This is a genomic window from Thiocapsa rosea (assembly GCF_003634315.1).
Taxonomy (GTDB): Bacteria; Pseudomonadota; Gammaproteobacteria; order Chromatiales; family Chromatiaceae; genus Thiocapsa; species Thiocapsa rosea.
Genome location: NZ_RBXL01000001.1, coordinates 762,917 through 789,587 on the forward strand (window position 1 = coordinate 762,917; position 26,671 = coordinate 789,587).

Here is a 26,671-nt window from a genome sequence, read left to right on the forward strand (position 1 = left end):
CATGACCATCATCGCCGTCGTTGACAACAAGGGCGGCAAGAACGGCATCGATCGCGAGGCCCAGGCCCTCGGCCACCAGGTCTCTGAACGGCCACCCTATCCGTTCTTCTTGCCCTTCGGCGAGGGAGCTGTTCCTTTCTGAAAGGGTGTCGGCCCCGGCTTTTGTCGCTTGAGAGGGCGACCGAGGCGTTCCTCCAGAGCTTCGACAAAGGAATCCGGGCCAAGCGGGCGACAGGTGCCGGCATGCGCGTGCAGAAGGTGGGCGATGTCCGTAGCGTCAGGCTCTCCGATGAAGCGACGCCAGTCGGAGATCATATAGCGACAATGCGCCTCGCCCAGCGCGTCGCGCAAACCGAACTCATCGGTCGGGACCAGGATCAGGTGCACATGATTCGGCATGAGGCAGTAGACAAGCACCTGCGTGCCACACGCTCGACAGGACGTCGACAGCAAGTGCCGATACCCGGCGTAGTCCTCGTCGCCAAAAAACGTCCGCTGGCGTCGATTCCCGCGCTGGGTCACATGATGTGGAAGCCCCGGGACGACCACTCTTGGAAGTCTCGCCATCGGTCGGTCAATCTCTCGCCACGGAAACGTCACTTCGTGTTCTAACCGATCCGAAGCATCTCGTCTTAGGGAATTAAGTAAACGGAGAGTAAGCCGGGTCCTTGCCATCGGTTAGGCTGACGTTTGTGTTCTCTGTTTGCCGCCTGGTTTCCCGGCGGTGCCACATGATCTCGGCCATACGACGGTTCGTTCCCGGCTCCTCGCAGAACCGGACTTGGAGTGTTACACCATCCGGCTCCCAGCTTGAGTCTTCCACCAAGGGACGGGGTAGAGGTCGTGAATGATCCGCGCCGTCGGGAGCATGGGCTTGATGACCGCGTAGAAGCGCTTCCAGGTCAACGAACGCCGTTGGCTGCGCCGGTTGAGCCATTTGAACAACAGGCCCGTCGCGGCGTAGAGGTAACCCGATACGCCCCGGCTATTGCCGCTCACACCGTAATACTGGATGTGTCCGCGCAGATGCCGGATCAGGTATGCCACCATCGCCCGTCCGCCTTGCGCCCGCAGCCCGCGCAAGCGCTCGTTCAAGAGCGCGAGCTTCTTGCGCACCCGCTTGCCGTCGGTCTTGCGCCCGACGACGAAACGCCCCGTCCGGCTCTTCCCGACATAATGGGTGAAGCCGAGGAAGCTGAAGGTCCGCGGTTCGGACGTCTCCGCCCGCGTCCGACCCAGCTGGTCGCTGCCGAAACGCAGCAGTGCCGTTTTGCTCGGCTCGACCTCCAGATCGAACTGCGCCAGACGTGCGGTCATCTTGGTGAGAAAGGCCCGTGCATCGCCTTCGTGCTCGAAGCAGGCCACATAGTCGTCGGCGTAGCGAATCAGGTACGCCCGTCCCGTGCACATTCCCGCAAACCGTTTCTCGAACCAGAGATCGAGCACATAGTGCAGGTAGATATTGCTGAGCACGGGCGAGACCAGACCCCCTTGCGGGGCGCCCTCTTCACTGGCCGTGAACGCGCCGTCTTCCATGATGCCGGCCTTCAGGAACCGTCGCACGATCCGCAACAGATTGGGATCGCCGATGCGGTGCTCCAGGAATTCCATGAGGTGGGAGTGTGACAAATGGTCAAAGAACCCTTTGATGTCCGCCTCCACGAACCACTGCGTGCGCCCGTTGGTGATCACTTCGGCCACCCGGCGCAGCGCATCGTGCGCACTGCGACCCGGCCGAAACCCGAACGAACAGTCCCGAAACTCCGGTTCCCAGATGGCCTGAAGAATGCGGCTGAGGCGATCTTGGACCAGGCGGTCCTCGAAGCTCGGCACCCCCAACGGCCGATAGCGGCCATCCCCTTTCGGGATATAGGTGCGCCGCACCGGCAGAGGCCGGTACCCCAGACGGCGAATCCGTGCCGACAGATCCTCCAGACGCGCGTCCAGACCCACTGCATAGTCGTCCTTCCTGACCCCGTCGACTCCGGGCGCCTTGCGTCCGTTCTGGCGCTCGAAGCTTTCGCGCAGCCCTTCCGGGTCAAACAACATGCCCATCAGGGACGTGAACCGCGTGTGCGGTTCCGCGCGCGCCTTCAGTGTGAAACGCTCAAGCTTGCTGGTCACGGTCAGAGTCCTCTCGGTGTAGGGCCGTGTTTCACTCTTGCGTTGTCTCAAACCGCCACCCCTTTGCTCGACCCGCATTACCGGGCGTCACAGCTCGTATGGGTGGCTCCGACTTCCGCGCATCACCGCCCGTGTTCTTGCTTTCTACACTTGTTCACGGGTGCCCGCCTCCGGCGGACCGATGCGCGGATCTCCCTGGTGACCACGTGCTCTCGATGTCAGGCTCGATGTGGTCTCGGACCCCGGGGAGTTCCCGTGCCACTCGCCACAGCGCGTCACGGTCTGTTGCCTGCCGGGGGGACAAACCCGTCGGCACTCACCCATGTTCTTTTCGGGGCTCAATACCTTCAAGGTCGGCTCCACCCGTTACCCTTACACCTCGCCTGCTTTCGTGCCTACGCATCGACGCGCCTGTTACCAGCCGCGCCGTCCGGGTAGAGACAGCCATTACTGAGCCATCCCCCCCACAGATCCGGACGTGACCAATTCGGTCATCCGGTTCCTCGGTTATCAGGAGCGCAACACCACTCCCGACACATAACTTCGCTACCCCGCCAACGATCAGACGGCGTGGAGGATTTTGGGATTCGGCAACGGCAGACGTTCCAGCAATGCCGCGAACTTCTTCCATGGCATCGCTTTCTTGCTATTGCGCCGATGCAGCCAGTACCGCCAAGCACGACGTACGCGGTCCAGTACCGCCGCCATGGCGCGCGAGTTTCCACGCACGCCAAAGTATTGGTAGTGACCGCGCAGCTTTGAGCACAGCACGCGGTGCTGCTCCTCAATGTTGCGGTGCCGGTTTCTGCGGCACCACTCCCAGATCCCCTGGATCGTCTTCCTGACTTTCTTCCGTGCGGTCTTGCGCTTGATGACCCAAAATCCCCGCCTTGACCTCGCCCAGTAGTGGGTGAATCCGACAAAGTCGAATGTGTTGGCTCCCCGCCCGCGCATTTGTGCACGCGCCGGCCGACTGAAATCGAGGAGGCGGCTCTTCTCTGGATGCAGTTGTAGTCCGTATTTCCCGAAGCGCTTCGGCAACACTTCCATGGCGCGCCGTGCATCGTTCTCATGTAACTGTTCAGGTCGCCAACGGCCTTACGGCAAGCGCGGCATCGGAGGCTGACCCCGGAAGGTCATCACAAGGGCGGGATAGAGATCGATCGACTGCTTGCGCAGGGTGGACAGATAGGAGCGTACCGTGGCGAAGGCCGCGGCACCTTCGGGCGCGCGGAAGCAGCCCGAGACCTTTTGCTTAAGCTTGGGCATGCGCAGGTCGCGTTCGGCTTGGTTATTGTCGAAGGGGACGCGCAAGTCCGTGACAAACCGCAGGACCTCGTCGCGGTGGGTGCGCAGGCGCGCGACCAGGTTGTAGGCCGGCGTCTGTTTGACCCGTCGTCGACTGCCCGGTGGCGGCAGGCGCTGCGGATGAAAGAAGACCCCGTCGGCGAGGATGGTGTCGTAACGGGTGAAGACGTCCTTCACCACCCCATCGGGGAGGGCTTCGAGGCCGGCCGCGCGGGCGGCGATGGTGGCGTCGTTGGCCTCGCACAGCAAGGCGATCAGCTGCTTGGGCCAGGACAGCACGGGGTCGGCTTCGGCGAGGGCGATGAGTTCGCGCAGGTGATGGGCATTGCAGAAGGCATGCCGTGCCGGGATGCTCAAGTACGCCCGCCAGTGATCGTGGACCAGGATGCCGCGAAAGCCGTCGAGCAGGCCGATGCCGGTCAACGCCTCGGCGCCGCGCTTGGCGTGCACGGCGTAAAACGTCAGCACCGAGGTGCTCAGCACATGCAGCCACTGCAGGGCGCCGGCGACGCGCATCCCCGTTTCATCGGCATGGGCCACGGCGCTGCGCACGATGGATTGACCGATCGCCGCCACGGGTGCCGCCAGGCGCGCCGCCGCTTTGCGACCCATGTTGAGGAGGGTGGCCGGGGAGAGCGTGATCCCCGCCAAGACACCGATCAGCTCGGCGCTGCGCCGATAGGGCAGGTTTTGGTAGTCGGTCAAATACACCGCCAAGGCCGACAGTCCGGGGCCGTATTGCACCGGTGCACCGACCGCCTCCGGGAAGGCGCTGCGATGCACCTGGCCGCAGGCACACACGCCGGTCACGGCGCGATACTCGGTGACCTCGCGGTGCACCACCAGATCGATGACCTGACGGCGCTCGGGCAAGACCTCGACAGCCAGCTCGGCGCAGTCGCGCCCGCAGCCGCAAAGCCCCTCCAGGGGCATAACGATGCGGTGCTCGGGATCCTCGACCAGTGCTCGGGTGGCACCGGGATGATCCTTCTGACCACCGGGCTTCATGCCGCTGCGCACGCGGCGCGAGCGCGGCGGCGGTTTCTTGAACGGCGGGTCCGAGGACGGGGGCTTGCTGGAGTTGTGGCTATCCTTGCCCAAGCGCGCTTCCAAATCGCGGATGCGCTGGAGCAGTTCGGCGATCTGTTTCGCCTGCTCGGCGTTCTGCGCTCGCAACCGCGTCAGCTCGGCATCTTTGCTGTCGGGGCGGTCGGTTGTCGGTGGCGTCTTAGGCATGTCGCAAACTTACCGCCCCAGGGGATTGTTTGGCAAGCTGACCTGAACAGTTACGTTCTCATTCTGAAAGCCGATGACGAAGTCATCGGCAAACCGTACGAGGAAGCAATGCCCTCTCATCCGTGGCTTGACTTCAGTCTCGAACCACTCATCCAGTACGTAGTGGAGATAGATATTCGCCAGCAAGGGGCTAATGACCCCGCCTTGTGGCGTTCCTTTATCGCTATAGCTGATCTCTTCTCCCTCGATGATGCCGGCATGTAACCACTGCCCGATCAGCCGAAGTATCCCACCATCATTGATCCGGCGCTGAATGAACTCCCTTAGCCAGCCCCAGTCAAGGTTGTCGAAGAATCCTGTGATGTCTCCGTCATAGATCCATCGAATACCGTGCGTCATGCACTGCTCGCGTAGGTCCGCGAGGGCGTCATGGGCGTTGCGCCCCTCCCGAAAGCCATAGGAGATCGGCAGGAAGTCTTGCTCCACGACCGCCCCCATCAGTATCGATACCGCTTTCTGGACGATCTTGTCTTCGATTTCCACGAGTCCGATCGGACGTTTCTTTCCGTTGTCCTTGTCGATCCACACGCGCTTGATCGGCGGGGCCACATAGCTCCGCGTCCTCAGCCGCCGGTGGAGGTCCTCGAGGTTGGCCTCCAGGTCCTTGGCGTAGTCCTTGACCGTGATTCCACTGAATCCCGGTGCGCCATCTCGACGCAGTTCGTAGAAGGCCTCGCGTAGAAGGTCCAAGTCCATGCGGTGGATCAGGCTTGTGAAGACCCGATCCGGATGCTCGATCGCTTGCTCTGCGATTTGCCGCAGTGGTGTTTCGATGAAGATTGACCTCTGTGTGCCGCTCATCTTTCCCCACGACAATACGTTATGCCCGGCGTCGCCTTCCCTACAGCGGGTCCCTTGGGTCTCGGTTCCCCGCCTTCTCGGCTCTCCAACTTTCAGCCTTCGGTACTATGCTCAGCTAAGACGACCGTTTCTCCATCTCGGGTTGCTTCGCCTCAAGCTCGCTTCCCGATACCTTGTGCTCGTTCGCTTGCGTTTGTGTCCCCTCGCGGGTTCGCTGCCCGGGTGCGACGATGACCCTGGCCGCGCCTGGCCCGACTCTTGACCGGCGTGCTCACCGGTGCTCTCCACAAGGAGATGACGGTCCTCTCAAGTTCCCAGGCTACCCCTGTGTGTACATGCCCCGCTCGTCGATCCCGGTGGTGTCCTCGTCGCTCGCCCTAGCGCTCCAAGGACTACAGCCTTCCGGCGCCTTGATGCCGTCGGCTTTCCCAAGCTCGCGCTCGGTTATCCTCATGGACCACAACCATATCTTTTCGGAACTCAGTCACGCGGCCTGCACACTCGCTACACCTGGCTTCATACACACCCTTGCGGGTTATGCACGCAGGTTCGCTACAGAGTCGGTGGCTAGCCGCCTCTCATGGGAATTGGGTCACCCCTCACCCACTGGGTAACGCTATCCAATTTCACGGTCTCCGTTCCGATTCCAAGGATCTGAATTTAACTTGACACGACAAGGCTCGATACCGGGCTCGTGGCTAGCGATTACCCGGACGGGGGTCCCACCCGCTAGAATACGCAGCCTTGCCAGGCCGCACTGTCCCTGGAACTCGCGCACACCCGCCGTGGCTAGCCAGCCCCAAACCGCGCGCGTAATACCCTATTTATTGCTCCGAGCTCGACGCTGGGTTTTGGGTCGGTTCTGAGCCAATTGTTAGACCAGCTGACGCTTTGGCTATTCTGATAAGGGAGAGCAATGCATCATTCACGGCCTCCTCTGTCGGAAATGCCTCGGCGACTTCTGGCCTCAGCAGGACCAGGTTATGCGATTCAACGTACGAGTCGTAGTATTTCCCGCGTACACCAACGCCTAAGTCTTCCCTTTTGTATTCGGAACGCATGTCGTCGTCTTCGACCTTAGCTTTCTTCATAGATTCTCTTCTCGTGTTTGCTCATTTTGCGTGCACTGATGATTCTCGTGTCGCCGCCTCGTTCAACGTGGCAAACAATCAGAAATTTCCCCGTTCGCGAGACGCCGAAGGTAAGGAAACGCCTCTCGCCGGTGGAATGATCGGGATCGTCGAACGTCAGTGCCATCGGGTCACCAAAGACAGTCCCGGCCAGCCTTGCTCGTAACTCCGGCCATCGTGGCACGTGGCGCAGAGCGCCGGGGGCATGCGTGACACCGCAGAGCGGGTGTCACGAGCGACTGATGTCTTGGGTGGCCGGTCTTGGGTCTTGCGAGCGAGGCCCCGTCTGGCTCAGGAACCCGCCGCATGGTTGTTCTCTCGCTCATCACTCCACCGCAGACCGAGATCCGGCGACCGACTCCCCAAAGCCAGCAGCGACAGCATGATTGACGATCACACGCCCCCCGCAAGCCCCCTACCCGTCCAGACGCTCGGCGCCATGGGTGCGCAGATCACACAGGTCGTATCCTTGCTCGGGCGTTTCGGCCTGGGGTTCAACCTTCATGACGCAGGCCAGCCGATTCCCGGCTCTTATTGGGGTGAGTCGGAAGCCGGCCTGGTCGGCGACGTCCTGCATGCCACACCCGAGACGCCCCTGCATTCGGTCCTCCACGAGGCGGGGCATTGGATCTGCATGGACCCGGATCGGCGTGCGCGCCTGCATACGGATGCCGGCGGCGACGACCCGGAAGAGAATGCGGTCTGCTATCTCCAGGTGTTGCTGGCGGACGCCATCCCGGGTCTCGGGCGCGAGCGTCTCTTCGCCGACATGGATGCCTGGGGCTACAGCTTTCGGCTGGGCTCGACCAAGCGATGGTTCGAGCAGGATGCCGAAGATGCGCGACTCTGGCTCTTGTCGCATGGCCTCGTCGATTCGACGGATCGGCCGACGTGGCGGGTGCGCCAATGTCCTCCGCCGCCCTATACTTAACGCATCGGATCCCCGCAGATGTAGGAGTCACCGATGCGTATCGCTCACCTGACCGTCGCGGTTTTGATCATTGTCGTTTCCGCCCCGACCTTCGCGTGGGGTCCTTACGGACCGCCGTCGCCCGGACCTTACGCTCCCGCAGCCCCGTGGGCCGGCGGATGGGGCAACCACGGCCCTTTCGTGGACCCGGGCAACCCCTACGCGCCGCAGTCTTTCGGACCACCGCCGTTCATGGAGCCGCCGGGGTTGCCTGTGCCGCCGAGCAACCCCTTCGCCGCACAATCAAACGCGCCTTCCGCGCAGCCCGCGGCCTTGAGCCGGCAGGCGAGACATTTGTCGATCGCGCGACGAGCGACCCCCGACGCATACCTCGTCGAGATCAGGCTTGAGAACATCGATCCCGCGCAGGTTCAAATCAGCTCACAAGGGCGCGGATTGAGGATTGCCTACCGGACCCGGTCCGAGGAGTATCGGAAAGACAGCTTCGGCGCGGGCTACGGCCAGGGCTACAGTGTTATGAGTGGCTCGGCGAGCCAGCGTCTAAACCTGCCGCCGGACGCCGACATTGCAGCCATGTCACGCGAGGTGACCTCGGACCGGATCCAACTGCGGATCCCTCGTGTAGATTTGCGCCGATCGGCGCCTTGGCTCAGTCCGCCGGTGCCTGAGCGGAACGCGGAATCTGGCCGGAGCGCAGCTGCGCCGGAGTGAGCAGTCATCCATCAGCTGTCAGCCGCGGTGGTTTCCGGGGAGCATCGACCAACCCGAGGCGACTAAAGTCGCCCCTACCCCCGCACGCCTGCCCGGCGCTCCGCTTGCCGCCAACGATCAACCCATCAATCAGGAACCCACGCCGATGCCGTTCGACACACCTCAGGACGCCGAGGACGCCTTCTACGATGCGCTGGAGGCGGGCGACCCCGCGGTCATGGCCGAGGTGTGGGAGGACTCGGAGAGCATCGCCTGTCTCTTGCCGATGACGCCGCTGGTAATGGGGCGGGAGGTGCTGCAGCTTTGGCGATCCATCTTCGAGCAAGCCGGGGCCTTCGACATCCAGGTGCGTCACCTCGCCTGGATCGAGGCCGGCGAGACCGCGGTCCATCTGATCGAAGAGCGGATGCAAGGCGGGGCACCAGGTCAGCCGGGTCCCGCGATCTACGGCACCAACGTCTTCAGAAAAGGGGCCGATGGCTGGCGCCTGCTGATTCACCAGAACTCGCCGACGCCGCAGGCGCCGAGTGCGCCGGGGGCTTGAGATCGGACCCGATCACCATGGGCCCGCAGTAAGCCTCGGTCGGCGCGTCCATATCGCGACGCTCGGCTGTCGGCTCAACGAGGCCGAATCCGAGGAGTGGGCGGAGCGTTTTCGGGACGCAGGTTTTCGCGTAGTCGATGCGGACGCCCCTGCCGACCTGGTGGTCGTCAACACCTGCGCCGTCACGCAGGAGGCGGTGCGTAAATCGCGCGGCGTCCTGCGGCGTAGCCAACGCGCCAACCCGAGGGCACGACTGATCGTCAGCGGCTGTCTCGCCACGCTCGGGGACAGCGCCGTCTCGGCCGAGACCGGTGTCGATCTGATCGTCGTCAATCGCGACAAGGACCGCTTGGTCGAGATCGCGCTCGCCACCCTGAACCTTCCGGCCATGGCCGAGACGGCCGCAACCGATGCCGCCGGAGCACTCTTCGCGCGGGGCCGTCAGCGTGCCTTCATCAAGATTCAGGATGGCTGTCGCTACAGCTGCACCTTCTGCATCACCACCGTCGCGCGGGGTGCGGAGCGCAGCCGGACACCTGCCGAGATCATCGGCGCCATCGACCGGCTGGTCGCGCAGGGCATCCGCGAGGTGGTCCTGACCGGCGTGCATCTCGGCGGATACGGCAGCGACTCGGGCGGCACGCTCTCCGAGCTGATCGCGCGCATCCTCGGCGAGACCGGGATCCCCCGTCTGCGCCTCGGCTCGTTGGAACCTTGGGATCTCGGCGATGCCTTTTGGCGAAACTTCGAGGATCCGCGCCTGATGCCGCATCTGCACCTGCCGCTGCAAAGCGGCTCGGACCACGTCCTGCGACGCATGGCGCGGCGCTGCAAGACGGCGGAATTCGCGAGCCTGGTCGAGCAGGGTCGCGCGCGCGTGCCGGACCTCAACATCACGACCGACATCATCGTCGGCTTCCCCGGCGAGAGCGTCGATGACTGGGACGAGACGCTCGCCTTCGCCGAGTCGATGCGATTCGGGCACATCCATGCCTTTGCCTACTCGCCGCGGACCGGAACCCGTGCGGCCGAGATGCCGAGTCAGGTCGATAGCCACACCAAGCATCGGCGCTTGATCGCGCTGAAGGACCTCGCACTGCAGATGCGCGAAGCGGTCCTGCGCGAGCAGATCGGCAAGTCCGTCGAGATCCTCTGCGAGGGCAACCCCGACGGCGAGCGGCGGGACACCCGATTCGGCTACACCCCCAACTATCTGCCGGTCCAGGTCGCGACGCATGATACCGCCATCGACGGCAATCAGCTTGTCAAGGCTGTGCTTTCCGGATTGGACGACGCTGGACTCATGCTGGTCGGACGGCCGATGGATCGGCGAACGGACAGCCGCGACTGAGAGACCCGAGACCGGTCTCAGAGGCCCCGGTCGATCTGCGCAGCGCGTGCGGCGTTGATCTCGGTGGCGACATAGGCAAGCGCGAGGCCCATCTCGCGCGTCCAGGACAGCTCGATGCGCCAAGCCGGCGATGGCGTCCAGACATGCATGGCGACGCCTTCGCCGCGACGGATCGCGACCAGACGGCGCCCGGGCGTGGTCGCATCGGGGGAGAAGCGGCTGCGGTCTTCGCCGGATCCGTAGATGTCGCGCAAGGCGGCATAGGTTTCCTCGTAGCGCAGTTGCGTCGAGACGCCGAAGGCGAGCACGACCTTGTAGATCTTGCCGTTGAAGGCGAGCACATAGAGGCGGTCCGGACCATCGACGAACACCAGGGCCAAACTCGCGTCCTGCTCTTGGCGCACGAGCGGAGGTGGAACGGCCTGCAGCAGCGGTCCGACATCACCGCCCAAACAATAACGCCCGAACACCATCTTGAGGCACGGGTCGTTGGCGAAGGCACCTGCCGAGGTAAACGCGGCGATGAGAAGGGTGAAGATCGCGACGATTCGGAGTCCCCTTGTTCTGGACGTGATGCCAGCGCAGCGAGGTTGAAGGCCGCAGGACATCATCGGCTGCACCCGGCGCCTTGGGCGACGAGGACCGCCCCGTCGCCGACAAAGGGTGTCGCCGCCTCCCGGGTCAACGGATAGAGCTCCAAAGGTGCGCCCCAGAGCCGCTCCATCACCGCAGAGACCCTGGCCGGCTCGCCGCTCGTCCAGAAGCGCTCGATTCCGACACGGCCGGGCGGTGCCAGCAATCCGGCCTCGGCCAGTCGGCGGTAAACCTGCCGCGCAACGGCAGCGCCGGAGTCCAACACGGTCGTCCGGGGTCCGGCGATCTCGCCGATCAGCCTGCCCAGATGCGGATAATGGGTGCAGCCCAGGACCAGGGTATCGGCACCCTGCGCCAAGAGCGGCTCAAGGTAGCTGGCCAACAGGGCTCGGGTACCGTCGCCCTCCAGGTCGCCGACCTCCACCCGCTCGACCAGACCCGGACAGGCCTGAAGGAGAATCTCCGGCCCCTCGCCCAAGCGCGCGAGCAGCTGCTTGAAGGTGTGGCTCGCCAGGGTTTGTCGCGTGGCCAGAACCCCGACCACGCCCGTGCGGGTCTGCTCGATGGCCGGCTTGACCGCAGGCTCCATGGCGATCACCGGCACCGGATACCGGCTCCGAAGCACCCGGGCCGCGGCACCCGTCGCCGTATTGCAGGCCACGACGATCGCCTTCGCCCCGCGAGCAATCAGGCGCTCGGTGACGGCAACGGCGCGCAGCTCGATCGCGTCGGCAGACTGATCGCCGTAAGGCGCATACGCCGAGTCGGCCACATAGAGCAGATCTTCGCGCGGCAGCGCGCGACGGATCTCGCGCAGGACCGAGAGACCGCCGACACCCGAGTCGAAGACGCCGATCGGTTGGTCAGACGTCATCGCGCGAGCGCTCCTGCCGAAACCTGTTTCCGGGACGTGATGTGAGGCATCAGAATCGCCGTGTTGATGAAACCGCATCCAGAGCAAAATGCGTCATTATTCATGTCGCATTTGGCTTCGGAGATGTCCTTGATCTCGGAGGCGGACTCACAGATCGAACCGCGCCCAGACCGGACAATGGTCCGAGGGCTTTTCCATACCGCGAATGGCATAGTCGATATCGGCATCGAGCAGACGCTCGCGCAGCGGCGCGGTCACCAACAGATGATCGATGCGCAGCCCGTGCTTGGGATCACGCTCGAAGCCGCGCGAGCGATAATCGAACCAGCTGAAGCGGTCGTCGACCTCGGGGTGCACCGTGCGATAGGCATCGACCAGACCCCAATCGGTCAAGGTCTCGAGCCATTCGCGCTCCTCCGGGAGGAAGCTGCATTTGCCCGTGCGCAGCCAGCGCTTGGCGTTGTCGGCCCCGATGCCGATATCCAAGTCGAGCGGTGCGACATTCATATCGCCCAACACGACGAGGTTCTGATCGGGCGTGCAGAAGGCGCGCAGATAGGCCGTGAGATCCGCATAGAATTTGCGCTTGTTCGGGAACTTGATCGGATGGTCACGGCTCTCGCCCTGCGGAAAGTAGCCGTTGATGACCGTGATCTCGTCCCCGCCGGGCAAGGGGTAGCGCCCGATGATGGCGCGACGCTGGGCGTCTTCGGCGTCCCCCGGGAAGCCTTTGGCGACAAATAGCGGCTCGACCTTGCTCAAGAGCGCGACACCGTAGTGCGACTTCTGACCGTGGAAGTGCGTCGCGAACCCAAGCCCTCGCACGAGATCGACCGGAAAGGCGTCGTCGGCAACCTTGCACTCCTGCAGGCCCAGCACATCCGGATCATGGACAGCCTTGATCGCTTCGAGCTGATGCGGCCGCGCACGAATTCCGTTGATATTGAAGGATATGATCTTGAACACGACGAAGACGCTCGCTCACCTGGGTGGCCGACAAGGCACGAAAAGGCTACCACGGCGACGGCGGGCATCCAAACCGGCCGTCCGCTGCGTTCGAGCCGCAGGATCCCGATCGAGTCGACGAGGATCGAGTCAACGACCTGGGCGACGCCGGCTGGTGTATCTTGGAGGCACCCCCACAACAGCCTACCCGCTCTTATGAAGGCGATGATCCTCGCCGCCGGCCGCGGCAATCGAATGCGCCCCCTGACCGACCAAGTCCCCAAGCCCCTGCTCGAAGCCGGCGGTCGCCCATTGATTCAATATCATCTGGAACGTCTGGCTGCGGCCGACATCCGCGAGATCGTGATCAACCACGCCCATCTCGGCGAACAGATCGAGGCGGCACTGGGTGACGGCAGTCGATTCGGCGTCCGCATCCGCTATTCCCCCGAGCAAACGGCCCTGGAGACCGGCGGCGGCATCTTCAAAGCCCTGCCGCTCCTTGGTCCGGACCCCTTCCTCGTGATCAACGGCGACATCTGGTCGGATATCGACCCGATCGGCCTGCACCTCGCAGGAACCGACCTCGCTCATCTGGTCCTGGTCGAGAATCCGCCGCACCACCCGAACGGTGATTTCATCTTGACGGGCGGCCGGGTCCAGACCGAGGGCGACAGGCGTCTGACCTTCAGCGGGGTCGGCGTCTACAGCCCGCGCCTGTTCGCAGGGTGTCGCCCGGGGGCCTTTGCGCTGGCACCGCTGCTTCGAGAAGCAATGGCGCAGGGCCGCGTCGGCGGAGAGCATCACCGCGGACACTGGCTCGACATCGGCACGCCCGAACGGCTCGCCGAGCTGGATCGGCTCCTGCGGGAGTCATCGCACCGCGCATCGCCTATCGAGCGGCCCGAGATCCGACCATAATGAAGCTTAAACCGCGTCCAGAGCGAAATGCGTCATTTTTGCGTTGTGTTCAGCGTCGGAGACTTCCTTGATCTTGGAGAGACGCGGTTTAAATTTTAGCTTTCTTATACCTTAAACCGCGCAGGCTCCAGCGCTCGTCAAGTCTGCCGGGGCCGATCCCATCCAAAAGCATCGCATACCGCGTTGGGCGCGGTTTAAGTCAACCCTGACGGGGGGGCAAGGCATGGGCCAGGAGATTGCGGAGGCGCATTTCACCCAGCAGGACTTCGTCGAGTTTACCGCCAGGCTGCGCGAGGAGACGGCGCTCTTGAAGCACTGGCTCGCCTCGGATCGGTTCGAGACCGCCGAGCCGACCGCGGGATTCGAGCTGGAGACTTGGCTTGTGGATCCTCGGCTGGATCCGGCACCCGAGGTCGAGTCGCTCCTTGCGGGTCTGAACGACCCCTTGGTGGTCGCGGAGCTCGCGACCTTCAACGCGGAGATCAACGGCTCGCCGTTGCCGCTGACGGGCAACTGCCTGTCAAGATTCGCGACCGAGCTGACCGCGACGCTGCAACGCTGCGACCGCGTCGCGCAGACGCTGGGGACCCGTCTCCTGACGATCGGCATCCTACCGACCGTGCGCCCGCAGCATCTGAGCCTCGGCGCGATGACACCGCGACAGCGTTACCGCGCACTCAACGACCAGATCTTTGCCCTGCGGCACGACCGCCCCCTGAAGCTCGAGATCGCGGGTCGCGACCGCCTCACGCTGGAGTGGCACGATGTCATGTTGGAGGCCGCAGCAACCTCCTTTCAGATCCACCTCAAGGTCACCCCGGGGGAGGCGGCGCGCGTCTACAACGCCTCGAAGATCATCAGCGGGCCCATGGTCGCCATCGCGGCCAACTCGCCCTACCTCTTCGGACACGACCTCTGGGACGAGACCCGGATCCCGCTGTTCGAGCAGGCGGTCTCCCCGGGCGGCCCCATCTTGCAGGAGCGCGTGAGCTTCGGGTTCCGGTATGCCGAGCGTTCGATCATGGAGACCTTTCGCGCAAACCTGGACCGCTATCCGGTGCTGCTCCCGCACCTGATGGACGAGGAGCCGCAGGCACTGGCCCATCTGCGTCTTCACAATGGTACCATTTGGCGTTGGAACCGCCCGTTGCTCGGCTTCGATGCGGCAAGGCGACCGCATCTGCGCATCGAGCATCGTGTCGTTCCGGCCGGCCCGACGGTGTCGGACATGGTCGCGAATGCGGCCTTGTATCTGGGCGCCGTGCGCGATCTGGCCGGACAATCCGAGCCACTGGAGTCCCGCATCCCCTTCCTGCAGACCCGCGCAGCCTTTTATGCCTGTGCGCGCGAAGGGCTCGATGCCGAGATTCCGTGGCTCGACGGCGCGATCCTGCCGGTCGCCCGTGTTCTCCGAGAGGATCTCTTGCCGAGGGCGCGGCGCGGGCTGCTGGCTGCGGGCATCGACCCGCCGGAGATCGCGCATTGGCTCGGCATCGTCGAGCGGCGGCTCGAAACGCGCCGAACCGGCGCCCGGTGGCAACGCGCCTGGGTTGCACGTCATGGCCCCGATATGGCCGGCCTGACCGCAGCCTACCTGGAACAGCAAGACACCGGACGGCCGGTACACGAGTGGACCTTGCTTGGCTGATCCAATGGGCCGGGCTCCCGCGCACCGACCACGACGAGCCGACCGAATCACGACTGACCTTTCAACCGACTCGCGAATCGACGACCAAGACGCCATGCTCCAAGAGCTCGATCACCTTCCGGAAGGCATCCTCGAGGCCGAAAGCCATGAGCTGGATCGGCTGCTCGGCGCGCCGACCTTGATCCATCTGCCCGGCGCCCGCGAGCCCGCACTCTTCGTGTCGGTGCTCATGCACGGCAACGAGACGGTCGGGTGGGAGGCGATCCGCGCGTTGTTGCGCGACCGGCTCGAGCGCTACGGCGAGCTGCGCCTACCGCGCGCGCTCAGCCTCTTCATCGGCAATGTGAGCGCGGCGGCATCGGGGGTGCGCCGACTGCCCGGACAGCCGGACTACAACCGTGTCTGGCCCGGCACCGATCGCGCGCACACCCCCGAGCACGATCTCATGGCGGAAGTCGTGCGCATCATGGCCGAACGCGGGCTCTTCGCCAGTCTGGACATTCACAACAACACGGGCTCCAATCCCCATTACGCCTGCGTGAATCGGATCGACAACCGGTTTTTGAACCTTGCGAATCTGTTCGGGCGCATCGTCGTCTATTTCACCCGACCGGCCGGGGTGCAGTCGCTCGCCATGGCAGAGCTGTGTCCGTCAGTAACGGTGGAATGCGGCAAGGTCGGCGAGCAGCAGGGGATCGAGCACGCCCGCAGCTTCATCGAGGCCGCGTTGCATCTCGCACGCATCTCGCCCCATCCGGTCGCGCCGCAGGATATCGATCTCTTCCACACGGTTGCCCAGGTGAAGATCCGCGAGGATGTCGGGTTCGGATTCTCTCCGGAGGAGGCCGACCTGCAGCTCAATCCGGCCTTGGAGCACCTCAACTTCTGCGAGCTGCCCCGCGGCATGGCCTTCGGCCGCATCGCGCCGGGCTCGGGGATCGGTCTGGACGTGCGCGACGAGCACGGCCGGGATGTCGGCGAGCGCTATTTCCACGTCGAAGACGACGAGCTGCGGCTGCATCAGCCTGTGATGCCCTCGATGCTGACGACCAATCAGGTCGTCATCCGCCAAGATTGTCTCTGTTATCTCATGGAACGCTACAGCGACCATCTGCCGACCGAAGACTAAGGTGCCATGCGTCAGTCCTCTGCCGACGTCGCGCCGTCGAGAATCTCGCTCGCCTGACGATCGGCGTGGTAGGAGGAGCGCACCATCGGCGCGCTCGCAACGCTTGAAAACCCGATCGACTCGGCGAAACGCCTGAGGTCTTCGAACTCGTCCAGGGTCCAGTAGCGCTTCACGGGCAGATGGTCACGACTGGGCTGGAGATACTGGCCCAAGGTCAGCATGTCGCAGCCGTGCGCGCGCAGATCCCGCAGGGTCTCGTCGACCTCCTCGCGTGTCTCCCCGAGCCCGAGCATCAACCCCGATTTGGTCGGAACACCGGGGCGCGCCGCCTTGAAGGCGGCGAGAAGCTGCAGCGACCCTGCGTAGTCCGCCCCGGGACGCGCCTCCCGGTAGAGCCGCGGCACCGTTTCGAGATTATGGTTGAAAACATCCGGAACCCCCGCGCCCGCGAACTGCGACAGCGCGATCGCCTCGCGTCCGCGGAAATCCGGCACCAAGACCTCGAGCTTGATCGCCGGACTGCGCTCCCGAACCGCGGCCAGGCAGGCCGCGAAATGCGCGGCTCCGCCATCGCGAAGATCGTCTCGGTCAACCGATGTGATCACGACATAGCGAAGGCCCATCACCGCGATCGACTCGGCCAGATGTCGCGGCTCATCCGGATCGACAGGCTGCGGACGCCCGTGAGCCACGTCGCAGAAGGGGCAGCGTCGCGTGCAGATGTCGCCCAGGATCATGAAGGTCGCCGTGCCGTGACTGAAGCACTCTCCCAAGTTCGGGCACATCGCCTCCTCACAAACGGTCGCCAGCTTGCCCTTGCGCAGCAGACTCTTGATCCGGCTGACTCCAGCGCCGACGGGCGCTTTGGCGCGGATCCATGCCGGTTTACGCAGGATCTCCGTTGCGGGCTCGACCTTGACCGGGATGCGCGAAACCTTGTCATGTCCGCGCTGATGGGTGTCGGGGGTCGTCCGAGAAGGGGCGTCAAGCGGATGTTCAAAAGGCATGTTTGATATCGGGCACGGTTTGGAGTGAGCAATCGGCACCGAGCGCTCGCGTCCACCGGACGGAGAGGCTGCAGAGTGTGCCGAGATCGATGTCGCTGTTCGCGCATCCGCGCCGATCGGATCCGACCGGGAGCGCAGACGCGTGTTGACGGAAGAGGGTTGGGGTGCGCTCGGCCGATCACCAGGCCGCCGTCGGTCCGTGCAGGTGCGCGCGCGGGGTCGGCATACCGCGCGCAGATCCTTCGGGGCTATTTCATCGCGGAAACAGACGATTCATCAGCAAGGCGAACCAGGGAGTAAACCACTCGGGTCGGCGTGCGAGAGCGCGATGAATGGCCGGGACGGACATCCATCGCCAAGCCCCGATCTCGGACGGATCAGGCCTCGGATCACCGGCGTAAACGCCGAAGAAGACGTGAAGATATTCGTGCTCGATCAGACCCGACGCCTGATCCTCGGCCCGATAGATGAGTTGGGTGCGCTCGGCGAGCGGCACGCGGATTCCGAACTCTTCCCTCAGACGCCGCCCGGCAGCCTGGATGGTCGGCTCATCCGGCCGGGGATGGCCGCAACAGGTGTTGGACCAACGCGTCGCGAAATGATACTTGACGTCGGCGCGTCGCTGCAGAAGGAGCCGATCGTCCGCGTCGAAGACCAGAATCGAGAAGGCGCGGTGCAGTTGGCCGTCACGATGCGCATCGATTTTCCCTGCGCAACCGAGGACAACATCCCGGTCATCGACCAGGACGACTTCCTCGCAGGCGTCGCGCTGCGACGCACGCTCCAAGGCGTCTGCCGCGAGCGGCGGTACGATTCGAGCACTCAAGCATGACCTCCAACGAAACGTCGCGGCGCGACGTCGATTCAAGCCGCCTTAGGCTCTGGAACCGAAGGCGTCGATCGCGGCGCTCAGCTCCGCGTGATGAATGGCGTGATCCTCGATCGGGACCCCGGCAGCAATGGCATCCCAAGCCTGGCGGATGCTTGCGGCACCGCCACGGGGCCCCATCGGATGGCCGAAGACGCCGCGCCCCGGCACGAAGCCGAAATCGCGCGTTCCGAGCGCATCGTGGACCCGCTTGAGCGACCCCGCCCAATCGCTTCCGCCGGGCACCGGCAGGCTCGGGCGAAGATGGCCCATCGGCTCCAGGCATGCGGCGGCATTGCGGCAAACCTCGGCATCCGACATGAACATTCGACCTCCGAAGCCCGGCATGATGATGACGTCGAACCCGGCGAGTCGCTGCAGCTTAGTCATCACCACGGAGCTGATACCGAAGCGCTCCATGCGGCTCATGGCGGCAATCATCGGAAAATGTGCCACCAAAGGCACGCGCGTTTGCCGAGCAAGCATTCGAACAGCGCTCAATCCGACCGGCAGTGCGTTGACAAGCAGGGCGTTGGCACCGTTCTCGACAGCCAAGTCATGCAGGTCGGTCAACCGATCCACCTCGTCGGTGACATTGGCCAGGTAGACCTTCGCGGTGCCCGTCTGCGCTTCCGCGCTACGCCGCGCGGCGCCCAACAGCGCCGAGCGTCGTTCGAGGCTACACCAATCGGTATCGCAAAGCATCTCGTCGTCTTTGGCGACATCCAGCCCGCCCAACCAACCCTGAAGGCCGAGTTCCGCCATATCCTCCGGCGCCAGTCCGATGTTCGGCTTAATCACCCCGAAGAAGATCGGACGATCGTAAACCCCGAGCAGGTCACGAAAACCCTCGACACCGTAGCCTGGACCGTCGAACCGACTCAGATAGGCGTCGGGAAAATGAATATCGAGCAACTTCACGACCGGCGCGCCGGGCGAGAAGAAGGTGCCCTCGCCGCAGACCGCGCTGAGCAGGTTCGGAATGCGAGGACCGAAGTTGCGGTGGGGATGGGCGATGCGGACACGACACGCATGAATCTCGCCCTCGCCAGGCGACTTCAACCCGTAGCTGAATTCCGGCAGGGTCGCATCGACGGCGAGATGGACGACCTTCGCGCCGAACTCGCCGCGCAGATCCTCGCCCGAGCCGACGCGGCGCCACTGGGCAGTCGACTGCTCCGAGCAGAAATGTGCAACTGCAACACGCGGGTCTCCCCGGCACTCCAGGTAATAGTCGAGACGCAGATAGGCGTCGGGATCTAGGGTATCCGCGTCCGCAAAAAACCCTTCGAGATCGGCTGCCGTCATCCGCTACTGCTCTCCGCTGACCTGCATCAGAAGCCGACGCTCGTCGCGCGGGCCATCCAATTCGATAAAAAAAATCGATTGCCATCCGCCGAGCAGCAAACGTCCGTCGGCGACCGGTATGATTTGCGATGCGGTCATCAAGAGCCCGAGCAGATGGGAATGTGCGTTCAGGCGACCGTCAACCGGATCGCGATTGTGACGAAAATCAGAATCGGCGGGAACGAGGCGATGAAGGAAATCGAGCATGTCGCGCTGCAACATCGGCTCTTTCTCGTTCAGACAGACGAATGCGGTCGTGTGGGGCGAGAACAAGGTCACTTGACCTTGAACGATTCCGTAACCCTGGAAGCGTGTCTGGACGAGTGTCGTGATATCGATGATCTCGATCGGTGCAGTCGTGCGGAGGACGATCGATTCGCAGGGGAAGAACATGCGTAGCGCTTCGGACGGGGTGCTTCGAGCGCTGCGATCTCGGGCAGGGGCGGCGTTGCACGCCGCTCGCCCGAGATCGCAACTCGCGGCCCGATCTAACGGCCGGCAGGCAGGGGAGCCATCTGTGCCGCAGGGGTCACAGCGGCAGCCTTACCGGTAGCGGGCACGCCGTCGGACAACCAGTTGAAGTCGGCCGTGCTGAGCAGGATGAAATGAATCAACAGCCCGAGCACCAACAGGAAACCGAACAAAGCAACCAGCGTTCTGCGCGGATCGAAGATCTGCCAAATTTTGTGCATGAGTTTATCTCCTAAAGACGTAAAGCGGGACGGTGCAGATCGCTGCGCTCCTCCCGTCGGAATCCATCACGAGTCCAAGGCGCTCGACTACAGCCAGGGGCGCCAGAGCCATGCAAGGATGTGAGCGACAATGACGACGCCGAAGAACCCGGTCATGCTCTGCACGAAGATACCGTGAAATTCCTTCGCCTCTTCTTCGGTCAGACCGGACGTGCTTTTCACTTCAGCCATGGAATTACCCTCACTTGTCATGTTTTGGCCAGTTGGCCGTTACCGCGAACTTCCCCGCGGCGGGGACCACAGTGGATCGGACCGTCCGTGCGCCCTTTTACGGCGACTCGGACGCTCCCGATGCGCACACCGGACTAAACGCCCCCGAGCCAGTTGAAGCCCGGACTGCTGAGCAGGATGAAATGGATCAACAAACCCAGGACGAGCAGGAATGAGAACAAGCCTACGAGTGTTCTGCGCGGATCGAAGATCTGCCAAACTTTATGCATCTGTGTACTCCAGTGACTATCAGATGGGTGCTGCTGTATCAGCAAACGCCCGGTGGGCCTTCAATCGTTGCCCCGCGGCTCGATCGGAGCCAAGGAAGGGCACGGCCTGCTGAACCATCTCACCCGACGTGCGCCGGACCGGAATCCGGCGCTGCTTTTGGCCTCCTTGCCTTCGTCAGCCAGCCGAGCCGGCCGACTTGCTTACAACTGCTTCGGCTGCTCCGCGGGCGCTGCTTCTGCCGCGGGCTCGACCGGAGCCGCTTCCTCGGGCGCCGCAATCAGGGTCGGACCTGCGAGTGCGGGGTAGTCCTTGAGCATCTGAGCACCGTAAAGCGGCTTATAAGCGCCCTGATGGCAGGTCGCGCAGCTCACACGGTAGGGATCGCCCAGCGGACCCTTCCGCGTCTCGGGCAACACCTCGTTCAACGGCCAGATGTATTCCTGGTTCATCTCACGCACATGCCGGATCGCGTACCAGGCGGTGGTGCGCTGCGGGGTGCTCTGATCCCAGGCAAAGAAGGAGCGACTGTTGTGGCAGAAGGTGCAGTTGACGCCGAGTGCGTCGGACAGGTGCATCATCAAGCCGTAAGTCCACTCCGCCTGCTTGGTCGAAGCCAGGTTGCCGCTCGGCAGGGCCGAATCGCCGATGACCCGAATCTCGTTCGCCTGATCGAGAAAAGGCGTAAAGGGGTCGAACGGCAAGGACGCATAAGCAACCGTCGATGAAGCGATGTTCTGGCCCGTCGGAGCCACACCGGACGGCAGTCTCGGACCCGGATCGGTTGTCCAGACGTACTCGGGTACCGGCTTGCCACGATGACAGGTATAGCAGGTGACGCCCGTATCCGCGACATGGTCCTTCCATGCCGAATTGGCCTGCTGCGTCATCTCGAACATCTTCCGCGATACGACCTTCGTATAGATGTCGTCAGACGCCCAGTTGCCCGGCACATGGCAGTAGTTACAACCCTGCTCCGGAGAGACCCAAGTCGTTACGGCCACCATCAAGCGGGTGAAGTCCGCAACGGTAAGATCACTCAGGACCTGAACGTTCTCGTAAACCTCGGAGACCTTCGGTCCGCCCGGCGGTGCCGCCGGAATCACCTCGGGAGGCTGGTTCGCTTTATAGCTGCGAGCCAGATCGCCGGGGTTTTGGACATGCTCCATTGCAAGTCCGCGGTAACCCAACTGCACCGTCTCGGGAGGCGGAGCTTCACAGCCCGCAACAAAAACCGAAGCGACAACAGCGGCCAGCGGGATCGACGTGTAATTAGCCATCTTCATTGCGAAACCCCCTGCAACAGCGTCGGATCCACAGCGCCGTCAAGCGGATAGACGGGAGCGACACCATGCTTCACGGCCCACAGATACCAGTTGTCGACCACCGTGCCGGTCAGGAGAATCCCGATGCCTGCGGTGATGACCGTCAAGACTGCGAACCACCACGCCCAGCGATGAATCGATTCCATCGTGGCATTGAAGCCCATCGTCCAGCGCCAGAAGAGTGCCGCGCGCTCGGCTGCCGTGCCGCGATCCGTGATCTGGTCGATCTCGCGATCACCACCGAAGCGGCTGACGGCGAGGATGGTCGCGCCATGCATGGCAAACAGCAAGGCCGAGCCATACAGGAAGGCAATCGAGAGCATATGGAACGGGTTGTAATACAGGTTCCCGTACCGAATCGAGAAGGCCGCCGTCCAGTCAAGGTGAGGGAAGATACCGAAAGGCACCGCCTCCGCCCAGCTCCCCATCAACACCGGGCGAATGAAGCCCAAGCTTAGATAGAAGAAGATCGCCGCTGCAAACGCCCACGACAGCCACTGACTCAAACCCAGATCCGCTGCCCGCTTGTAGGTCCGGACCCACCAAAGAATGATGGATGCAGTCAGGAAGAAACCGGCGATCAGCCACCAGCCGCCATCACCCAAAGGAGGGATGCTGAGACCGTAGGACGGCGGTGGCGGCTCAAGCGCCAACCAGAAGAAGTTCTTCAGGAACTCCATCGGGCTCCAATTTACGGAAGCCGCCATGTTGAAGCCGATGATCTCGATGGCGACAAAGCCGAAGAGAAGGGATGCAACACCGGTGAACCCGAGATAGATGGGACCAATCTGAGCATCACCGAGCTTACCCGCCCAGTAGGAGAAGATCGGCTTGCCGATTCGCGGCAGATTGCCTTTCGGCATTGGCGTTCCGGGGTAAGCCGGAGAGCGCACCTGCACGCTTGTAAAAATGTTCTGATATTCAGCCATTGTTGTCTCCTAGACCCTACCAGAGCGGAAGCTCAAGCCACCAGTTCCACCATTCCGGCCAGCCGCGCGTCCAGAAGGGTCCGCTGATCACGATGCAGACGGCGCTCCAGAAGACCGCGCTCAGCGCCAGGAAGAGACCTAGACGATGGATACCAAGTGCGCCGATGGAGTAGCCGATCAGATCCCGGAAGAAGGTGTTCTCGTGCTCGCCGGTCTTGACCGGTTCGCCCTTCTTGGGATTGGTCACCGACAGGATCAGGGAGCCGTGCATCGCCAGCGCCAGACATGTGGTGAAGAAGAAAGTGATCGCGAGCATATGGGCCGGGTTGTAATGGAAGTGCAGGTATTGGTAACCCACATTCGAAACCCAGTCTAAGTGGCTCATGATTCCGTACGGGAAGCCATGACCCCACGCACCCATCAAGATGGGACGAATCACTACGAGCGTCACAAAGGCACCGATCGCGAAACTGAAGGCGAAGGGGACGTGGAAACCGATTCCGAGCTTACGGGAAATCTCGACCTGCCTCAGCGCCCAAGAGACGAATGCCCCGATCGCACAGAGGGTAATGAACTGCCAAAGACCGCCCTGATCGAGCGGAGCCATTCCTAGGCCGTAGCTGAGATCCGGGGGAGCGATGCTGATCTGCCAGATGTTGAATGTCTGCAGCTCAGGCGTCGGACCGAGGGTGGCGCCCCAGACGATCAAGAGCGTACCTAACAATGCGAAGAAGAACGCCGAGACTCCGAAGAAGCCGACATAGAACGGCCCCACCCAGAAGTCGAATAGGTCTCCCCCTATCAGCGTCCCGCCACGGACGCGGTATTTTTTCTCAAAACTGAGCATGGCCATCGTAAAATCCTCTGCTGGGGAGGCATCCGATTCGGCTGCCTCCTCTTAGCACTGTCGGCGGTAGGTGGGGCCTGGCCAATGGGTCCAGCCTCCCCTGCCACCCCCGTAAAGGACGCTATTGCCTTTGCGGCACAACCGGCGTCACTTGCATCTGACTGACATTGGACTTGGCGGGGATGCCGTCTTCGAGCCAGTTGAAATCTGCGGTGCTGAGCAGAATCATGTGAATAGCCAGACCAAGGATGATCAGGAACGCAAAGAGGGCGACCAGGATGCGACGCGGATCCATGATCAGCCAGATTTTCCACAAGCTTTCGGTCGAGAACATATTTGTTTCTCCTGGAATCAGGACGAGTTAGATAACCTTGCGACCGGCACCCTCGGGCGCCAGCGCTGAATTGGGTTTTGCTACAGCCAGGGGCGCCACAGCCACGCCAGGATGTGCGCAACGATCACGATTCCGAAGAACGTGGTCATGCTCTGCACGAAAATGCCGTGGAACTCTTTCGCTTCTTCTTCGGTCATGCCGGACATGCTGGTGTTTTCAGCCATTGATCGATCCTCCAGTAGGAGATGAACCTAAGTGACGCCGCACCGACCCCGTGCGGCGGGGGTTTCGTCGCGGACCAAAGGGCCGCGACGGAGAAGCTGCTCGAAACGCCCGATCAGCCTCTCGACTCCATCGTCCCGAAACAAGGGACGTGCAACTCATGTCGAACGGAGCAAGCACTCCGCGCGACAGATTCCAACGGTCAGCGCTCGGCGAATGACCTCGCCCGTGGACCTCGACCTCCGAGGGAGTCTTGCGCGACGCAACCGGCGAGAAGCTCGGAACGTCGAATCGCGGATTGTTCAGGTCGGGTCTCACGGGTTCGGTACGAACGCTTTGCGGAGTGACTGGATTAGGTGTCAGTCTAGCTTGACTGACGTAGATGTCAATCTACATTTACACCTCTTTTACGCCGCAGCTGCGCTCGGACAATCAGCAGGGGACACGCCGGCCACGAATGCAGGGTGAGCGTGAAGAAACGGCTGGGAAAACAGGCGCGGAAGACGTGGCGGCGAGACTTTCGAGCCGGCGCAAACGGCAGACTGAAGAAGAACGCGGCAACGGGGGAAGTAAACGAGGGGTCGCCGGCCGACCCGACAAGAGCTGAATCCGGGCGACGCACCGCCCCGCCCGTTTCCCCACGGGCTAAAGCGCGGCCAGAGCGACATGCGTCATTTTCATGTTGCGCTTGGCTTCGGAGATGCCCTCGATCTCGGTGAGACGCAGCTTATAATTTAATATATTTCAATACTTTAAACCACGCCGACTCCGACGGTCGTCGGAGCCCGCGCGGCCAAGCCAATCCAACTTGCGACCAACAGGAGGGTCGGCCGCTAGACCGACCGCTGCGCCTCGACCACGCGATCGAGACTCACCCGCTCATCCCCTGCATTGCGCGAGGCGCGCTCCGCGGCATCGCGCAAGCGCTTGGCGGCGGAGATGCGCACCAACACGGGCTGGGAATCCACGATGCGGTCGAACGCCGCGAGGGCGTCTTCGTCCCAGGGCAGCTCGCGATGGAGTCGGGCCGGCGTGGCATCGACCTTGTCGAGATCCGTGCCGAGCGGAATGATGTTGAAGAGCGCGTCGAAGAGGGCGTTGCAGACCTCTTGGACGAGATAGGTCGCACCCGAATAGCCCATGAAGGGCGTTCCGGTATGTCGACGGATGACGGTACCGGGGAACGACGCCGGGATATAGGTCGCGCGGGCGCCGATCTCGGACAGATACATGCGCTCGTTGTAGCTGCCGAAGACGATCAGCGGTGTCCTTTTGTGCACCGCCTCGCGCACGGCATCGTTGTCCGGCTTCACGCCGGCCTTGCGCGAGAAGGCGAAATTGCAGGGCAGACCCAGCTCGTCTTCGAGGAAATGGCGTAGGCCGCGCGCATAGGTGTCGGTGGCCACGACGCCGAAGCTGGCCGTGCCGAAGAAGTCCTGTGTCACCGACCGCCAAAGATCCCAAATGGGCTTGATCGTCGTGTGCTTTTCCTGCTCGATAAAGGGCTCGGGATCCAGCTCGAGCAGCTCGCCGAGGGTCCGCAGGAACTTGGTCGTGCTGTGCAGACCGATCGGGGCCTGGATAAAGGGTCGCTCGAGCGCCTCGCAGAGGCTGCGACCGAACTCGCGGTACATGCAGATGTTGACCTCTGCATTCACCAGCTCGGGGACCCGATCCAGATGGCTCCCCAGCGGAAAGACCTGATTGACCGTCGCCCCGATCCCTTCCACCAGACGCCTGATCTCGGCGAGATCCGACGGGGTGTTGAAGGTCCCGTACATGGGTCCGATGATGTTCACGCGCGGGGACTCGCCCGGCTTGCGCGGCTTGGCCTTGGGCATCCCGCCCTTCTTCAGGCCGTACTGACTCCACAGCCAGTACATGGCGCGATTCGCGCTCTGCCACTGATCCTCGTCGATGGTGCGCGGCAGGAAACGATGGATGTTGGTCCCTTCGGGCGTGACACCGCCGCCGATCATCTCGGCGATCGAGCCGGTGACCACCACGGCGGGACGCTTGGGATCCAGGGTGGCATAGGCGCGACGCATCGCCTCCTCGGTCCCCTTCTGGCCCAGCTCCTCCTCGCCCAGACCGGTGACGACCACCGGCAGCTCGTGCGGCGGCAACCCGTCCGTATAGTGCAGGACGGCGGTCACCGGGAGGTTCTCGCAGCCGACCGGCCCGTCGATGATGACCTGCAGGCCCTTGATGGCCGCGAAGACGTAGACGGAGCCCCAGTAACCGCCGGCGCGGTCGAGGTCGTTGATCAACATGGGTAAAACGTCCTCGTGACCG

Annotated in this window: 30 protein-coding genes; 7 read left to right on the plus strand and 23 right to left on the minus strand. The window is 63.1% G+C overall.

All coding sequences use genetic code 11. The annotated features are described in order from the left end of the window. Position 1 precedes the first annotated feature (1 nt). Complete coding sequence (locus BDD21_RS27710; protein WP_170164642.1) at positions 2–142, plus strand: hypothetical protein; 141 nt, start codon at positions 2–4, stop codon at positions 140–142. A 647-nt stretch (positions 143–789) separates the two neighbouring features. Here the strand turns inward: BDD21_RS27710 and ltrA are convergent. From ltrA to BDD21_RS03425, 7 genes are all read right to left on the minus strand, one after another. After that, positions 790–2,124 (minus strand): group II intron reverse transcriptase/maturase, encoded by a 1,335-nt coding sequence (gene ltrA, locus BDD21_RS03395; protein WP_120795935.1) that lies wholly within the window; start codon positions 2,122–2,124, stop codon positions 790–792. A gap of 561 nt (positions 2,125–2,685) precedes the next feature. Next, positions 2,686–3,174, minus strand: a complete 489-nt coding sequence (locus BDD21_RS03405; protein ID WP_120795943.1) for an RNA-dependent RNA polymerase family protein — start codon at positions 3,172–3,174, stop codon at positions 2,686–2,688. Positions 3,175–3,222: 48 nt separating this feature from the next. After that, positions 3,223–4,668, minus strand: a complete 1,446-nt coding sequence (gene tnpC, locus BDD21_RS03410) for an IS66 family transposase (RefSeq protein WP_120795944.1) — start codon at positions 4,666–4,668, stop codon at positions 3,223–3,225. 9 nt (positions 4,669–4,677) lie between these two features. After that, positions 4,678–5,529: a reverse transcriptase domain-containing protein gene (locus BDD21_RS03415; RefSeq protein ID WP_120795945.1), complete on the minus strand. Its 852-nt coding sequence runs from the start codon at positions 5,527–5,529 to the stop codon at positions 4,678–4,680. Positions 5,530–5,848: 319 nt separating this feature from the next. Beyond that, on the minus strand, positions 5,849–5,983 hold the full coding sequence (locus BDD21_RS28995; protein ID WP_281269124.1) for a hypothetical protein: 135 nt from the start codon (positions 5,981–5,983) through the stop codon (positions 5,849–5,851). A 370-nt stretch (positions 5,984–6,353) separates the two neighbouring features. Then, the gene (locus BDD21_RS03420; RefSeq protein WP_120795946.1) at positions 6,354–6,620 is read right to left on the minus strand and encodes a hypothetical protein; all 267 of its coding nucleotides are present in this window, start codon (positions 6,618–6,620) and stop codon (positions 6,354–6,356) included. Beyond that, on the minus strand, positions 6,607–6,843 hold the full coding sequence (locus BDD21_RS03425; RefSeq protein WP_281269125.1) for a BrnT family toxin: 237 nt from the start codon (positions 6,841–6,843) through the stop codon (positions 6,607–6,609). The genes BDD21_RS03420 and BDD21_RS03425 overlap by 14 nt, the downstream gene beginning before the upstream one ends. Positions 6,844–7,098: 255 nt before the next feature. Between BDD21_RS03425 and BDD21_RS03430 the strand changes: the two genes are divergently transcribed. The 3 genes from BDD21_RS03430 to mtaB all read left to right on the plus strand — a co-directional run bounded on the left by BDD21_RS03430 (position 7,099) and on the right by mtaB (position 10,196). Beyond that, the gene (locus tag BDD21_RS03430) at positions 7,099–7,590 is read left to right on the plus strand and encodes a hypothetical protein (protein WP_211335180.1); all 492 of its coding nucleotides are present in this window, start codon (positions 7,099–7,101) and stop codon (positions 7,588–7,590) included. A gap of 856 nt (positions 7,591–8,446) precedes the next feature. Then, on the plus strand, positions 8,447–8,845 hold the full coding sequence (locus BDD21_RS03440; RefSeq protein WP_120795950.1) for a YybH family protein: 399 nt from the start codon (positions 8,447–8,449) through the stop codon (positions 8,843–8,845). Next, a complete protein-coding gene (gene mtaB / locus BDD21_RS03445; RefSeq protein WP_120795951.1) occupies positions 8,829–10,196 on the plus strand; it encodes a tRNA (N(6)-L-threonylcarbamoyladenosine(37)-C(2))-methylthiotransferase MtaB in 1,368 nt (455 codons plus the stop codon). The genes BDD21_RS03440 and mtaB overlap by 17 nt, the downstream gene beginning before the upstream one ends. 17 nt (positions 10,197–10,213) lie before the next feature. On the opposite strand, the gene BDD21_RS03450 is transcribed toward mtaB, so the two are convergent. The 3 genes from BDD21_RS03450 to xthA form a co-directional block, all read right to left on the minus strand. Further along, entirely contained in the window at positions 10,214–10,807 is a 594-nt protein-coding gene (locus BDD21_RS03450; protein WP_245969385.1) for a hypothetical protein, read from the minus strand. Beyond that, positions 10,804–11,664 (minus strand): glutamate racemase, encoded by an 861-nt coding sequence (murI, locus tag BDD21_RS03455; protein WP_120795953.1) that lies wholly within the window; start codon positions 11,662–11,664, stop codon positions 10,804–10,806. The genes BDD21_RS03450 and murI overlap by 4 nt, the downstream gene beginning before the upstream one ends. 147 nt (positions 11,665–11,811) lie before the next feature. Beyond that, the gene (gene xthA / locus BDD21_RS03460) at positions 11,812–12,630 is read right to left on the minus strand and encodes an exodeoxyribonuclease III (protein ID WP_120795954.1); all 819 of its coding nucleotides are present in this window, start codon (positions 12,628–12,630) and stop codon (positions 11,812–11,814) included. 195 nt (positions 12,631–12,825) lie between these two features. On the opposite strand from xthA, the gene murU reads away from it, so the two are divergent. The 3 genes from murU to BDD21_RS03475 all read left to right on the plus strand — a co-directional run bounded on the left by murU (position 12,826) and on the right by BDD21_RS03475 (position 16,307). Next, entirely contained in the window at positions 12,826–13,530 is a 705-nt protein-coding gene (gene murU / locus BDD21_RS03465) for an N-acetylmuramate alpha-1-phosphate uridylyltransferase MurU (protein ID WP_120795955.1), read from the plus strand. 223 nt (positions 13,531–13,753) lie between these two features. Next, positions 13,754–15,178 (plus strand): glutamate-cysteine ligase family protein, encoded by a 1,425-nt coding sequence (locus tag BDD21_RS03470; protein ID WP_120795956.1) that lies wholly within the window; start codon positions 13,754–13,756, stop codon positions 15,176–15,178. 94 nt (positions 15,179–15,272) lie between these two features. Next, entirely contained in the window at positions 15,273–16,307 is a 1,035-nt protein-coding gene (locus BDD21_RS03475; RefSeq protein ID WP_120795957.1) for a M14 family metallopeptidase, read from the plus strand. A gap of 11 nt (positions 16,308–16,318) precedes the next feature. Here the strand turns inward: BDD21_RS03475 and lipA are convergent, their stop codons facing one another. The 13 genes from lipA to bchZ all read right to left on the minus strand — a co-directional run bounded on the left by lipA (position 16,319) and on the right by bchZ (position 26,649). After that, positions 16,319–17,314 carry a lipoyl synthase gene (gene lipA / locus BDD21_RS03480; protein ID WP_120795958.1) on the minus strand — a complete coding sequence of 332 codons (996 nt, stop codon included), beginning with the start codon at positions 17,312–17,314 and terminating at the stop codon, positions 16,319–16,321. A gap of 253 nt (positions 17,315–17,567) precedes the next feature. Further along, complete coding sequence (gene idi / locus BDD21_RS03485) at positions 17,568–18,140, minus strand: isopentenyl-diphosphate Delta-isomerase (RefSeq protein WP_120795959.1); 573 nt, start codon at positions 18,138–18,140, stop codon at positions 17,568–17,570. Between the two features lie 48 nt (positions 18,141–18,188). Continuing rightward, positions 18,189–19,490 (minus strand): RuBisCO large subunit C-terminal-like domain-containing protein, encoded by a 1,302-nt coding sequence (locus BDD21_RS03490; protein WP_120795960.1) that lies wholly within the window; start codon positions 19,488–19,490, stop codon positions 18,189–18,191. 3 nt (positions 19,491–19,493) lie between these two features. Continuing rightward, complete coding sequence (locus BDD21_RS03495) at positions 19,494–19,922, minus strand: secondary thiamine-phosphate synthase enzyme YjbQ (protein ID WP_120795961.1); 429 nt, start codon at positions 19,920–19,922, stop codon at positions 19,494–19,496. 95 nt (positions 19,923–20,017) lie between these two features. Further along, the gene (gene pufA, locus BDD21_RS03500; RefSeq protein WP_120795962.1) at positions 20,018–20,221 is read right to left on the minus strand and encodes a light-harvesting antenna LH1, alpha subunit; all 204 of its coding nucleotides are present in this window, start codon (positions 20,219–20,221) and stop codon (positions 20,018–20,020) included. Between the two features lie 87 nt (positions 20,222–20,308). Then, the gene (gene pufB, locus BDD21_RS03505) at positions 20,309–20,452 is read right to left on the minus strand and encodes a light-harvesting antenna LH1, beta subunit (RefSeq protein WP_120795963.1); all 144 of its coding nucleotides are present in this window, start codon (positions 20,450–20,452) and stop codon (positions 20,309–20,311) included. Positions 20,453–20,586: 134 nt separating this feature from the next. Continuing rightward, positions 20,587–20,721 (minus strand): light-harvesting antenna LH1, alpha subunit, encoded by a 135-nt coding sequence (gene pufA / locus BDD21_RS03510; RefSeq protein ID WP_120795964.1) that lies wholly within the window; start codon positions 20,719–20,721, stop codon positions 20,587–20,589. Between the two features lie 201 nt (positions 20,722–20,922). Continuing rightward, the gene (pufC, locus tag BDD21_RS03515; RefSeq protein ID WP_120795965.1) at positions 20,923–22,005 is read right to left on the minus strand and encodes a photosynthetic reaction center cytochrome PufC; all 1,083 of its coding nucleotides are present in this window, start codon (positions 22,003–22,005) and stop codon (positions 20,923–20,925) included. Continuing rightward, entirely contained in the window at positions 22,002–22,973 is a 972-nt protein-coding gene (pufM, locus tag BDD21_RS03520) for a photosynthetic reaction center subunit M (protein WP_120795966.1), read from the minus strand. Before pufM ends, pufC begins: the two co-directional genes overlap by 4 nt. Positions 22,974–22,989: 16 nt before the next feature. Continuing rightward, a complete protein-coding gene (pufL, locus tag BDD21_RS03525; protein WP_120795967.1) occupies positions 22,990–23,826 on the minus strand; it encodes a photosynthetic reaction center subunit L in 837 nt (278 codons plus the stop codon). Positions 23,827–23,941: 115 nt separating this feature from the next. Further along, on the minus strand, positions 23,942–24,154 hold the full coding sequence (gene pufA, locus BDD21_RS03530) for a light-harvesting antenna LH1, alpha subunit (RefSeq protein ID WP_211334969.1): 213 nt from the start codon (positions 24,152–24,154) through the stop codon (positions 23,942–23,944). 80 nt (positions 24,155–24,234) lie between these two features. Further along, positions 24,235–24,378 (minus strand): light-harvesting antenna LH1, beta subunit, encoded by a 144-nt coding sequence (gene pufB / locus BDD21_RS03535; RefSeq protein ID WP_093033233.1) that lies wholly within the window; start codon positions 24,376–24,378, stop codon positions 24,235–24,237. Positions 24,379–25,209: 831 nt separating this feature from the next. After that, positions 25,210–26,649 carry a chlorophyllide a reductase subunit Z gene (bchZ, locus tag BDD21_RS03540; RefSeq protein ID WP_120795968.1) on the minus strand — a complete coding sequence of 480 codons (1,440 nt, stop codon included), beginning with the start codon at positions 26,647–26,649 and terminating at the stop codon, positions 25,210–25,212. Positions 26,650–26,671 lie beyond the last annotated feature (22 nt).